The 11,668-nt window shown below is 46.4% G+C and carries 16 protein-coding genes and 1 tRNA gene; 11 read left to right on the top strand and 6 right to left on the bottom strand.

Annotated features, from left to right (window positions below; genetic code table 11):
• Window positions 1-83 precede the first annotated feature (83 nt).
• The 3 genes from atpB to PHU49_03440 are packed head-to-tail and all read right to left on the bottom strand — an operon-like array spanning window position 84 to window position 1,415.
• Window positions 84-779 (bottom strand): F0F1 ATP synthase subunit A, encoded by a 696-nt coding sequence (gene atpB, locus PHU49_03450; GenBank protein MDD5243050.1) that lies wholly within the window; start codon window positions 777-779, stop codon window positions 84-86.
• Window positions 779-1,162 carry an ATP synthase subunit I gene (locus PHU49_03445; GenBank protein ID MDD5243049.1) on the bottom strand — a complete coding sequence of 128 codons (384 nt, stop codon included), beginning with the start codon at window positions 1,160-1,162 and terminating at the stop codon, window positions 779-781. Before PHU49_03445 ends, atpB begins: the two co-directional genes overlap by 1 nt.
• The gene (locus tag PHU49_03440; protein ID MDD5243048.1) at window positions 1,140-1,415 is read right to left on the bottom strand and encodes an AtpZ/AtpI family protein; all 276 of its coding nucleotides are present in this window, start codon (window positions 1,413-1,415) and stop codon (window positions 1,140-1,142) included. The genes PHU49_03445 and PHU49_03440 overlap by 23 nt, the downstream gene beginning before the upstream one ends.
• Before the next feature lie 143 nt (window positions 1,416-1,558).
• Here PHU49_03440 and PHU49_03435 point away from each other — a divergent pair.
• Window positions 1,559-1,632: transfer RNA gene (locus tag PHU49_03435), tRNA-Lys, on the top strand.
• 202 nt (window positions 1,633-1,834) lie between these two features.
• On the opposite strand, the gene PHU49_03430 is transcribed toward PHU49_03435, so the two are convergent.
• Window positions 1,835-2,161, bottom strand: coding sequence for a LysR family transcriptional regulator (locus tag PHU49_03430; protein ID MDD5243047.1), 327 nt, complete (start codon window positions 2,159-2,161; stop codon window positions 1,835-1,837).
• 277 nt (window positions 2,162-2,438) lie between these two features.
• On the opposite strand from PHU49_03430, the gene modA reads away from it, so the two are divergent.
• Genes modA through modC form a run of 3 tightly spaced genes read left to right on the top strand, consistent with a single transcriptional unit; the run spans window position 2,439 to window position 4,938 of the window.
• The gene (gene modA / locus PHU49_03425; GenBank protein ID MDD5243046.1) at window positions 2,439-3,191 is read left to right on the top strand and encodes a molybdate ABC transporter substrate-binding protein; all 753 of its coding nucleotides are present in this window, start codon (window positions 2,439-2,441) and stop codon (window positions 3,189-3,191) included.
• 6 nt (window positions 3,192-3,197) lie between these two features.
• Window positions 3,198-3,884 carry a molybdate ABC transporter permease subunit gene (gene modB, locus PHU49_03420; protein ID MDD5243045.1) on the top strand — a complete coding sequence of 229 codons (687 nt, stop codon included), beginning with the start codon at window positions 3,198-3,200 and terminating at the stop codon, window positions 3,882-3,884.
• Between the two features lies 1 nt (window position 3,885).
• The gene (modC, locus tag PHU49_03415; protein ID MDD5243044.1) at window positions 3,886-4,938 is read left to right on the top strand and encodes a molybdenum ABC transporter ATP-binding protein; all 1,053 of its coding nucleotides are present in this window, start codon (window positions 3,886-3,888) and stop codon (window positions 4,936-4,938) included.
• A 108-nt stretch (window positions 4,939-5,046) separates the two neighbouring features.
• On the opposite strand, the gene PHU49_03410 is transcribed toward modC, so the two are convergent.
• The gene (locus tag PHU49_03410; GenBank protein ID MDD5243043.1) at window positions 5,047-5,256 is read right to left on the bottom strand and encodes a molybdopterin-binding protein; all 210 of its coding nucleotides are present in this window, start codon (window positions 5,254-5,256) and stop codon (window positions 5,047-5,049) included.
• Window positions 5,257-5,410: 154 nt separating this feature from the next.
• Here PHU49_03410 and PHU49_03405 point away from each other — a divergent pair, with 154 nt between their 5' ends.
• The 4 genes from PHU49_03405 to PHU49_03390 all read left to right on the top strand — a co-directional run bounded on the left by PHU49_03405 (window position 5,411) and on the right by PHU49_03390 (window position 8,707).
• Window positions 5,411-6,082, top strand: a complete 672-nt coding sequence (locus PHU49_03405; protein MDD5243042.1) for a TetR/AcrR family transcriptional regulator — start codon at window positions 5,411-5,413, stop codon at window positions 6,080-6,082.
• 195 nt (window positions 6,083-6,277) lie between these two features.
• On the top strand, window positions 6,278-6,817 hold the full coding sequence (locus PHU49_03400) for a hypothetical protein (GenBank protein ID MDD5243041.1): 540 nt from the start codon (window positions 6,278-6,280) through the stop codon (window positions 6,815-6,817).
• Window positions 6,818-7,434: 617 nt separating this feature from the next.
• On the top strand, window positions 7,435-8,112 hold the full coding sequence (locus PHU49_03395) for a TetR/AcrR family transcriptional regulator (GenBank protein MDD5243040.1): 678 nt from the start codon (window positions 7,435-7,437) through the stop codon (window positions 8,110-8,112).
• A gap of 73 nt (window positions 8,113-8,185) precedes the next feature.
• Window positions 8,186-8,707 carry a hypothetical protein gene (locus tag PHU49_03390; protein MDD5243039.1) on the top strand — a complete coding sequence of 174 codons (522 nt, stop codon included), beginning with the start codon at window positions 8,186-8,188 and terminating at the stop codon, window positions 8,705-8,707.
• Window positions 8,708-9,082: 375 nt separating this feature from the next.
• Here the strand turns inward: PHU49_03390 and PHU49_03385 are convergent, their stop codons facing one another.
• Window positions 9,083-9,526 (bottom strand): hypothetical protein, encoded by a 444-nt coding sequence (locus PHU49_03385; GenBank protein ID MDD5243038.1) that lies wholly within the window; start codon window positions 9,524-9,526, stop codon window positions 9,083-9,085.
• Between the two features lie 251 nt (window positions 9,527-9,777).
• Here PHU49_03385 and PHU49_03380 point away from each other — a divergent pair, with 251 nt between their 5' ends.
• The 3 genes from PHU49_03380 to PHU49_03370 are packed head-to-tail and all read left to right on the top strand — an operon-like array spanning window position 9,778 to window position 11,513.
• Window positions 9,778-10,290, top strand: coding sequence for an HNH endonuclease (locus PHU49_03380; protein ID MDD5243037.1), 513 nt, complete (start codon window positions 9,778-9,780; stop codon window positions 10,288-10,290).
• Window position 10,291: 1 nt separating this feature from the next.
• Window positions 10,292-10,783: an HIT domain-containing protein gene (locus tag PHU49_03375; GenBank protein MDD5243036.1), complete on the top strand. Its 492-nt coding sequence runs from the start codon at window positions 10,292-10,294 to the stop codon at window positions 10,781-10,783.
• The gene (locus tag PHU49_03370; GenBank protein ID MDD5243035.1) at window positions 10,767-11,513 is read left to right on the top strand and encodes a nucleoside phosphorylase; all 747 of its coding nucleotides are present in this window, start codon (window positions 10,767-10,769) and stop codon (window positions 11,511-11,513) included. Before PHU49_03375 ends, PHU49_03370 begins: the two co-directional genes overlap by 17 nt.
• Window positions 11,514-11,668: the final 155 nt, after the last annotated feature.

Raw genomic sequence — 11,668 nt, 5'->3', positions numbered from 1 at the left:
ATGCAAACAAGGATTCCGAGAAGCATAACAATTGTTAGAAATTTTTTCATTAAATCTCACCCCTTTCTTGTATTTTATTTATTTTAATGTTCATGTGAAATCGCACCTGAAAAATACGCCATTGACAGAAGCATAAATACGAAGGTCTGGACGAATGCCACAAAGAGACCGAGGAACATGACCGGGAGAGGAACAAGAAGTGGAACGAGACCGAAGAAGATTGCCGTCACGAGATGGTCGCCGGTTATATTGCCGAAAAGCCTCAGGCCCAGAGAGAGCGGTCTTGCGATGTGCCCGATAAGCTCGATAGGTATCATCAATGGTGCAAGCCACCAGAAAGGCCCCGTGAATTGCTTGAGATATTTTATACCATGTTCTTTAAAACCGTAGTAATGGGTCATAACGAAGACCGTGAGGGAACATGCAAAGGTCGTATTGACATTATCTGTTGCAGGAAGAAATCCCGGGACGAGCCCCGAAAGATTGTTGAAGAGGATAAAAAGTGCCAGAGTACCGAGTAACAGCACAAACTCCTTGCCTCTTGGTCCCATGGTGTCGACAATAATATTCGAGAGGCTCTCTACGATCATTTCCACAAATGTCCCGAAGGTCAGCTTCCCTTCCGGGATAATATCATCCTCTCTTTTTTTGAGCTGCTTGTAGCCGAGTATCGCAATGACGATGAGGATAACTGATATGATCAGGGCATTCGATACGTGAGGCGGCAGGTTTTTCAGAAAAGGAAAGAGAGACGCCCAGGTAAATACTTCATGTTCCATTAGTTTTGTCTCCTTTTTGCAACAGGTGTCAGGGCTATCTGAATCTGGTTTACCACGACAGACATGAATACTGTTGATAAACCGATGAGAAAACATACTACGTTAATATCACCAAAGACAACTACCAGGACCACCAGCCCAATGAGGACGAGAAACTTCAATGGAAGTTTAATGAGAAGATCTTTCTTCCGGACCTGCGGTTGGGCAAATCCGCCCTGAATGATCTTTTTCAGGAATCTGAAATTGATGGTCATGATGGAGCTTGCAACGGCGAAGCTGAAAAAATACTTGAATTCCCGGGTTATAAGCAAAATGAGGATTGAGCCAAGGATAAGAATGAAGACATTTATCCGCTCTATGTCATTGATGGTTGTCTCTTTCATTGTCCTTTTTAACCTTTTTCAAAAGCGTGAATATAGTTTTCATCGCCGCAGTGACGCCAAAGATCATAAAGATAATCGTCAGGTACGGTGATGTTTTAAAAAACGAATCCAGGAAGTAGCCAATGGCAATTCCGATGGCAACGGACAGGCCCATCTCTAATCCCAGTGAGCTGTAACTCAAAAGAGATCTGACCACATCCTTCTTACTGTTCTGAATTGTCATGTCCATCAGATTTCCGTCTTTTTCTAACATACAGGTGCCCTCATAGTCAACATTTTTTCTTGGTTTCTTCGCTCCTTGCATTGTCATGTGGACAGCCTGAAACCTTTATGCTCACATTGTATGAAAATTGTTTTGGATTTTCCTTTTCGTGTATGTTATAAAAGACAACTCAGGGGCCGTTAGCTCAGTCCGGTAGAGCAGTTGACTCTTAATCAATTGGTCGGAGGTTCGAATCCTCCACGGCCCAAATAAAAATCAACCCCTTACGAAACTTATCCATTATCTGAAATCCTCCAGATTGTATGGTTTTTGTATAGTTGACATCTCCGTTGAGGATGCTATCGGGCATGTCAAGTGCCTTGACTTTGTGGGAAGGCGCAAAGTGAACATACACAATGAGACGAAAAGGCATGTCAAGGGTTGCGGAAGTTATAGTGTTGAAGATTATTTTATCCGAAGTGTTTATGAAATGTCTCTTCAATTACAGAGTGAATATCCTTACGGAACTGCTCATATTGCTTTAAGAAGACCTTCCCTGCCACAGTGAGATTTGAGCCTCCGCCCGATACCCCTCCTACCCTCCTCTCGATCATTTGAAATCCAAGCTCCTTTTCGCAATCGTTCAGGACGTTCCATGCCTTTTGATAAGACATATCCAGCTTCATGGCTGCCATATGAAGAGATCCTGTCTTTTCTATTCCCTTTAAAAGCAGGTATGGACCCTCACCAAAGGCCTTCCCTTCATTCTCAAGCCAGACTTTATAGGCTACCTTCATTTTTTAACCCCTTTATAATGTATTGTAATCAATAGCGTTAGTCATGTCAATTGGTTGATTTGAATAGTTGACCTGTTTGAATATTGTACAAAATGCTTGACCGGACGTTATATTATTTGATATATAACGAACGTTATATTTTAACACATATAACGATGAATTCATCAGAATAAACGAGAGAAAATGAATGGAGAGAATAAAAGAGAGTGTTGCTCATTATGCTGGAAAAAAGGGCATGTAGATGCCCGTACAATACAATATAAAGGAGGATGTACAAATGAAGAATGTTGCGATTAAATTGTTCCTTGGTGTGTTCTGCTTAGCGCTTCTGGCGGCCCCGGTCATGGCCGGTGAGATCAACCTGTCGGCAGCAGCCAGCCTGAGAGATGTACTCAACGAACTTTCCGACACCTATGCAAAGGACAATCCGGGCGTTACCTTCCTGAAAAATTACGGCGCTTCCGGTGCCGTAGCCAAACAGATTGAAAACGGCGCTCCGGCTGATCTTTTTCTGTCCGCCAATGTAAAGTGGATGGATCATCTGAAAGAGAAGAAGGTTGTCGATGAAAAGAGCATCACCACCTTTGCGTACAATTCGGTTGTCTTTGTGGGTAAACCGGAGTTGAAGGTAGCGGGCCTTAAGGATCTGGCGAAGTTAAACAAGATCGCCATCGGCAGCCCGAAGAGTGTGCCTGCCGGCCAGTATGCTGATGAGGCATTAAAGAAGGCGGGTGTGGAAAAAGAGCTTGAGAAGAAACTGGTTATGGCAAAGGATGTTCGTGAATGCCTTATGTACGCTGACCGGGGTGAAGTGGACGGCGCCTTTGTCTACAAGACCGATGCGGAGCTGATGGCGAAGAACGTGAAGATACTCTTTGCGGTGCCGCAGGAGCTCTACGCCCGGGTGACCTATCCCATGGCGCTTACCGCAGCAGGCAGCAAAAAGACAGAGGCTGCGGCATTCTTCAAATTTTTACAGTCAGACAAGGCAAAAAAGATCCTTGAAAAGTATGGTTTTGTCGTCCGGTAACCAAGTATGCCAAGTTTTACCCCTTCCGATTATTCGGCAATTTTGTTATCGATCAGGGTAGCCGTTGTGGCTACCCTGTTGTCTCTTCCTTTCGGCTTTGCCGTGGCATATCTTATGACATACCGGCGGTTCCGGGGGAGGGTCGTATTGGATGTCATCGTCAACCTCCCTCTGACCCTGCCGCCCGTGGTAGTAGGATATCTTCTTCTTCTGCTCCTTGGTCAGCATGGATTCATAGGAAAAATGATACTCCAGCCGCTGGGTATCAATCTGATCTTCACCTGGAAGGCGGCGGTTGTCGCCACGGCAGTGGTTGGTTTTCCCCTTATGGTCAGGTCTATCCGCATAGGTATGGAGACAATAGATGAGCGGCTCATCCAGGCCTCCCGGACCCTCGGCGCAGGATGGATGGATACCATTTTTACCGTCATTGTGCCGCTTTCGGTGCGTGGTCTTATTGCCGGCTCTGTGCTTATGTTTGCCCGTGGTCTGGGCGAATTCGGCGCCACAATCATTGTGGCAGGCAACATCCCCGGTGTAACCCAGACGATCCCTCTGGCAATCTATGAATACGTCAGTTCGCCGGGGGGCGACGTAATGGCCCTCTCCCTTTGTCTTGTCTCCATTACCATCTCAGTCATAGTGCTCCTTTTCCACGAATGGCTCGGCAGACGCATGGTGAGGTCGGACTAAAGTGGAACTCACTGTTAAAGTGCAAAAGCAGTTTGGCACCTTTACTCTGGATGCAAATTTTGCGATCCAGGGGGACCAGATCGGGGTTTTTGGCCCTTCGGGCAGCGGCAAGTCAACCCTGGTCAGTCTTATAGCGGGTTTAAGGCATCCTGACCGGGGTTTTATCAGTCTCGACGGCGAAACGCTTTTCGATAGTAATCACGGGCTTCATATGTCGACGGAACACCGTCGCATCGGTATGGTTTTCCAGCGTCCTCACCTGTTTCCCCACCTGAGCGTCAGGAACAACCTTCTTTACGGTTATAAGCGGTGTAATCCACGGTATCGAAAGATTACGCTGGATACGCTGGTGAACGTGATGCAGGTAGGACACCTGCTCGACAGGGGGGTCAGGCATCTGTCGGGGGGAGAGAAGCAGAGGGTGGCCATAGGTCGGGCAGTCCTCTCGAATCCCCGGCTCCTGTTGATGGATGAACCTCTGTCTGCCGTCGATGATAGTCTCAAATTCCAGATCATCTCTTACCTGAAGGATACCTGCGAGATCTTCAAGATCCCCTACCTTTTTATCTCGCATGCCCTGCTGGAGATGAGGATCATGACGAACCGGGTCCTCACGGTAGAGGACGGCCGTGTGACAGGACAGGTCACAGCGGAAGCTCTGGCGCGGGACAGGATGAAAGATGCAGTTGGTTACAACAACCTTCTCCGGCTCACTGCGCCGCGGCGCATTAACGGCTTTTATGCATATCGCTGGGGAGATCAGGAGCTTTTCGTTTCCAGCGACAGTTCTCTGGCCGAGACGCTTTTTGAGTTGTCATCAACGGACATCATTCTTTTCAAGCGTCACCCGGAGGCGATCAGCGCCCGTAATCTGCTTAAGGGGACTGTAGTCGATATCTTCGACACGGGGGCCAGGGTAGGCGTGGAACTGAAATGCGGCGACGGACGGCTTATCGCCGAGATCGTGAAAGAGGCGGCCAATGAGCTGGAGTTGGCAAGAGGTGTTGAGATATACGCTGCCATAAAGGCTGTGGCGTTCAGGCGTCTGGGATAATTTCGGGGTTGAATTAAGGCGGGCCGGTTTTGACAGAAAAAAATCGAGGTTTGGAAACAGGATGGAAAGCCGCCAAACCTCGATTCCTGGCTGAAATGAGCCCTACGATTAATCTATGGCGATTATGACGTTTGTCGCCTTGATCACAGCGTATACATCTTTACCTGCCGCAAGCCCTAATCCCTCGGCCGATGTCTTGGTAATGATTGAGACAACATTTGCGCCTCCGGGGATCTCAATGACAACCTCTGTGTTGACTGCGCCGTGCGTAACGCTTTTGACCTTCCCCTTTAATACGTTTCGTGCGCTTAACTTCATCTTTTATCACCTCCCTTTATGTATGTATTTTTTATAGCACAAAAATAGTTATAGTCAAGCTGCACGGCGGTTTAAACCAAAAAACCGTTTGACAAGAAAGAACAATAACTCTAAAATATAGACATTGAGTCTTACATATGGAGTAATGGTCTAAATGGGGATCATAGAAAGAAGAAAACGTGAAAAGGAGGCGAGACAGGAACTGGCAGTAGACGCAGCGATGAGCATATACGATAAGGACGGCTATCATGCAATTACCATGGAAAGGATAGCGGAGAAGTCTGAATTGAGCCGGGCCGCACTATACATATATTTTAAGAACAAAGAGGAGATAATGGTAAGCGCCATAGCGTGTCATGCCGACTACTTTGAAATTATCCTGCAGGAATTGTACGATAACCGGGAGAGCGTTAAGGAGGAACTGCTGGAAAGGCTATGGGAATGCTTTCAGAAGTTCTATGAAAAGGATCACGTGGCCTTTACCGCGTGGCTGTATTTTCACCAGACAGAGATGCTCAGCAACCTCCCTGAGGAATTACGAAAAGTTATTCACAGGCTGGGCGCGAAAATAGTCGGCCTGCAGCATAAGATAGTGAAGTACGCGGTAGAGAAAAAGATATTTATTCAGTATGATTACAGGGCGCTTTCAGAGGTGATATGGTCCTCTTTTCTGGGGATCGTGTATGTAGAACGGAGCAAGAAGGTGCTTTCCAACAAGAACCATATGGATATTACACAAGACATAGCTTTAAAGGTTTTATCGCGTGGCGTTTTGAATACGTCGAGGAAAAACAGAGGGAACGATGCGGGTGGTATTGATGCTTGATAATGAATATAGAATGTTAAAGAAACTGTGTTATTGCGAAACGACCGGGACCGAAAGATAAATTTTTTTTGCCTGCCGTTATATAAATGTAAATATAACGATAGACAAAAAGTCCCTACTGTTCCATAACAAAAAAGGTTTAAAGAAAGCGCAACTATGCAATTAATAAATTTAATAAGAAAAGGAGGAATTACTATGGGCAGAATATTTGAAGCAATAATGCGTTTTATGCTGAATCAACGGCTTCTCCAGAGGTTCGAGGAAAAAGTGCCAAAGGGAGAAACGGCGACAATCGATGTGTTCTTGGAAAAAGGAAAAGAATATGTAGCGAGAGGGAGGGTCTTAAAGGGCCGTGGAACGCCGGTACTGTCACTCGGGAGCTTTACAGGTTTTGTGGTCCCAATGTACTACGGCGGTAAGAGGAGATGTTTTTACGTGACCCCTGAAAGAGACGGCCTGTACCGTATCTGGGTAACGATCAAGCCCGCCGTGGAAGGCCGGGAGCGGGAGCCAGCTATCGTTTCTGTCACCCTTTCCTGTGCAAATCCTACTCCTGAGTACATCATAGACTCGATCAAAACATTACCCTGCGAGTCAGACTGGCCTGGGTTCAAAGAATACGAACTTACGGAAGGGCTGCACGAAACAGAGGCAACCGTCAAGCCGGAATACAAGGGAAGCAGCACGATGATCTATGATGATGAAATACCAGAAAAGAATAAAGCAGCAGGTTAAGCGGCATATAGGGGATAGGGGACATTGTTAATTTTCGTGACTTATTATCCTTCCCGTGGCATGATCCTCTTTTTTGTCCCGGACTAGTCCCCGTAAACAGGCATGCACCCGCGGCATGTCCCGCTCCCTCAGTTATCACATCTATGAAGCGGCCATTGAAACGGCGCGGCGATTGACGAAGACCTCCGTCTATCGCATCTCCCGGCGGATGCGTAAGAGAATAAAGGAACTCTTCGGCGAGGCCGAGGAGTTTATGGGATTGCAAAGGGCGAAGTTCCGGCTCCGGACCGATTTCTTTTTTGATGCAGACCGGTATTTTCATTTGCTTCTCCTATTATGTAGTCTGTGCTCGGCGCTTGTGCCATATATATGCGCTTCGAAATTTTTTTGTCAGGACTAAACCCCGTGTTTGTGGGAAAACATCAGACAGGCAGACCAATGAGGCTACATCCGCAGCCGACATCGAGACAAAGATCTAACTCAGCTATGCGCTATGTCCATCGAACATCTTTACGTTGTCATGCATTTATCTTAAAAATTAAAAAAAATACTTGACAAATAATGACATCAAGTTTATTATTTAGACATAGAGTCTATCACATGGAGAAAATGTCTATATGGGTATCATAGAAAGAAGAAAACGCGAAAGGGAAGCGAGGCAGGAACTGGCAATAGGCGCAGCGATGAGCATATATGATAAAGACGGCTACCATTCAATTACCATGGAAAAGATCGCGGAGAAATCGGAGTTGAGCCGGGCAGCGCTCTATCTGTATTTCAAGAACAAAGAGGAGATAATGGTAAGCGCCATAGCATCTCATGCCGACTACTTTGAAAGTATCCTGCAGGAATTATACGACAACCGGGAGCGCTTTAAAGAGGTTCTGCTGGAAAAGCTATGGGAATGCTTTCAGAAATTCTACGAAAAAGACCAACTGGTCTTTACCGCGTGGCTGTATTTTCACCAGACCGAGATGCTCGGCAATCTCCCCGAAGAACTGCGCAACATCATTCACGGACTGGGCGCGAAAGTGGTTGCCCTGCAACATAAGATAGTCAGGTACGCAGTAGAGAAAAAGATCTTCACCCAGTGTGATTACAGGGCGCTTTCAGAGGTAATATGGTCCTCTTTTCTTGGGATCGTGTATGTGGAAAGAAGCAAGAGGGTGTTGTCCAACAAGAACCATATGGCCGTTACACAGGAAACAGCCTTGAAGGTCTTATCGCAAGGCGTCCTGAACCCTTTGCACAAGAACGAAGTGAGTGAAAAAAGGAGCAAGCATGCTTGTTCATGAATATAAAGACGTAAGAGAGCACAGCCGTGCTGCTGATAAATTTAAAATAAAAAAAATAAAAGGAGGAATTACCATGGGCAGGATATCTGAAGCAATTACGCGTTTTATGTTGAATGAAAAGCTTCTCCAGAGATTCGAAGAGAAGGTTGTTAGCGGGGAAACGGCGACAGTCGATGTGTTCTTAAAAAAGAACATGGAATATGTCGTGAAAGGAAAGGTCTTAAAAGGACGTGGAACTCCGGTGCTGTCAATCAGGGATGTCGCCGGTTCAGCGGTTCCCACGCTGTACAGAAACCACGAGAAGTCCTTTTCCGTGATCCCGGAAAAGGATGGCTTGTATCGTATAGGGGTTGAGGCCAGGACAGAAACTGATAAGCGGGAACCGGTTACCCTCGCGGTTACGTTTTCCTACAACATCCCTTCGCCCAGGCACACGATGGGCGCGATCGAAACGATGCCCAGCGAGTTGAGCTGGTATATGGTAGCAGGTAACGATCTGGAGAAGAGGGGGCGGGAAACAAATGAAGCCGTTGAAATGGAAGGCCGTGGAACAATGGTTTATGACGAAATGTTGGAAAATAGCAAAACGGGCTAAGGGGCGCTGAAGGCGATCGGATAAGCCGGAGTTTATTTTTGGTGAATATTTATGTTTCCTTGATGCTGAGAAAATGGTATAATTAGTCAATACAGAAACGAGGAAATGTTTGGGCGGGCATTCCGGTATGGCTACTCAATAGCATCCCCCCATGTAGTCATATCGTTGCTCGCCCTCTTAGTATCAGTGAATAGTCGATAGTAATAAAACCCCGTGAATAGTAGATAGTAGATAGCAAGCGACAATGCGGCAGAGCCTTTTTGCCGAACGCCTCACATCGAACGTTTTCCTGGGAATCCCGATATACGAACTACGATATACGATATACTATATACTATATACGAAATACTGCCTTATACTGCCTTTAGCTATTTATTAATTTCTACCTGCGGGTTTTGATTTTTTAGGCGCCGGCTTCTTTTTGCCGCTTGTCTGTTGTTGTTTCTTGAGTTGTTCAGCGGCCTTTTCTTTCTGGATCTTCAGGGTTTCAATATCACCTTTCATCTGTGTCAGATCCGCCTTGATCCGTCCCTTTTCCCTGTTCACCTCTTCAAGCCTCGACTCTACAGAGGAAAGTTGTGTTTTGAGTCCTTCAATCCTGGCGAGATCTGCCGACATGGATGACACCTTTGCGCCGAGTGAGACGACCATGATACCCAGTACCACTATCAGTATAAAGGAAATGATCAACCCTATAGGCAGGTTCCTGACAATGGATTTAAACCTGTTTTCATCTTTCAGTGTATTCTGATTGTCAAGAAGCAAGGGGAATTCATCATCCTGGTTGACCGGTTTTCCATTTTCATCAAAGATAGGCATATGTTACTCCTTGGTTATAAAGTTATTTATCCTAATTACCATATAATTATTTAAATTACAAAAGAAAAAACGATATATACCCGAGCAATACCATGCGGTATTTTTCGCCGACCGCCGAACGCATCACGCCGAACGACCTTCGATATACGATATACGGTTTACTATGAGCCATGAACAATGAGCTGCCTTCGGTATAAGTCTTTGAAAAACCTTGACAATAGACAAAAAAAACGTTAATTTTCAGATAATTTATGGACCGGACGCTCCTGCTGAATACAACCTTTGAACCTATCAGCGTACTATCCTGGAAAAAGGCAATTACACTTGTTTTTCTCGGGAAGGTAGAGGTTTTGAGAGAGTACGAGAGGGAGATAAAAGGCGTATCGATAAGCATCAGACTGCCGGCAGTTATAAGGCTCCAGAGGCTTGTGCGCAGCAACCACACGCAGGTGAAGTTTTCCAGGAGGAACATTTTTTTGCGGGACGACCACGTCTGCCAGTACTGCGGAGAAAGGTTTGATTCCAAGGGCCTCACCTGTGATCACATTATCCCCAAATCACGGGGCGGGATCACGGAGTGGACCAACATTGTCACGTCATGTATCCGCTGCAACCTGAAGAAAGGGGATAAACTCCCCGAAGAAGCAGGGATGCATCCGAGGAAGAGACCATCCCGTCCGAATGGTTTTTATCTGTTGATGCTGCATCTTGGCGTGAAAGTCTTTCCTGAATACTGGAGAGAATACCTTTTTCTGAGGGACTAATATGGACAGAGTATGGGCGCCGTGGAGAATGGAATATGTCACAGGCGCAACAATGAAAGGCGACAAGAGATGTTTTCTTTGCATCGATGCACAGGATGACGAAAAGGCCCTTGTTATCGGAAGGTTCGGCAAGGCCTTCGTGATTATGAACCGTTTTCCTTATACAAACGGTCATGTTATGGTCGTGCCGGTCAGGCATACAGGCTTAGCCGAGGATTTAACCGATGAAGAATCCCTCGACATGGTGCGTATTACAAAGAAGATGGTTGTCATTTTCAAGGAAGAATTCAAGGTCGATGGGCTGAATATCGGCATTAATGTCGGAAGGGCGGCCGGTGCCGGCCTCGAAGAACATATCCATATCCATATCGTGCCACGATGGCTTGGTGACACAAATTTCATGCCTGTCCTGGGAGAAACCCGGGTAATATCCGAGCACCTCCTTGAGACATACAAGAAACTGAGAAGAAGGTTTGTTGAAACGGTTTTTTGATAACTCCTTACCTCTTTTAAATCCCGTTGATATAGTTGAAACATTTACAGGGCATAATAAAGAGGAGCTTACCCTGCCTGAAAGGGCTATCATCGTATTTCATACGGGGGATCTCAGACGTCTCATACATAAAACAGGGGCTGAGGTCATCGATCAATGGTCAGGGTTCCGGTCAATATACAGGGTGCCGCAAAGCAGTGTCATCATAATCAGGTCTTACTTTGGAGGCCCCAACATTGCTGCACTCGTCGAAGAGCTTTCGCCGTTCGGTGTTACGGAGTTTATACTCTGTGGTTACTGCGGGGCGATAAATAATACACTGCGGATAGGCGATTTGATCATGGGCAATGGCGCCCTGCGGGAAGATGGGGTCTCTCATCACTATCTCGATGATCCGGCAGATATTGTTTATTCGGACTGGGCTGAGGCATGGCTGTTGCCGGCCAGGGAAAAGGGTTTTCACGAAGGTCTTATATGGAGCTGCGACGCGATCTACCGGGAAACGGTCAATAAGATAGAACGATACAGGAAACAGGGAATACTTGCCGTGGAGATGGAGGTTGCCTCTCTTTATGCCGTTTGCACGTTCAAGGGTCTGAAGGGTGTTGCCTTTCTGGTCGTGTCCGACATATTTTCCGATGGGGCCTGGAAGGGCGGGTTCCATACAAAGGCATTAAAAACGGGAGTCCGGGAGCTTAGCGATTTTATCCTGGAAAAGGCGATAAGGTAGCTGAGAGCGGAGAGCAGAGGGCGGAGAGCGTAATGCTGGATACTCGATGCTCGTAACTCGTCGCTCGATACTTGTCAGATACATTGTAATGAACAAGTATCAAGGTGAGAAGAACTGTGAGTATCGGTGCCGGGCTTTCCTGTAGCAAACCGTCG

The sequence above is a fragment of the Syntrophorhabdaceae bacterium genome (assembly GCA_028713955.1).
Classification (GTDB): Bacteria; Desulfobacterota; Syntrophorhabdia; order Syntrophorhabdales; family Syntrophorhabdaceae; genus UBA5609.
The sequence above is the reverse complement of the archived record's forward strand: the minus strand, read 5'-3'. Positions and strand labels throughout refer to the sequence as shown.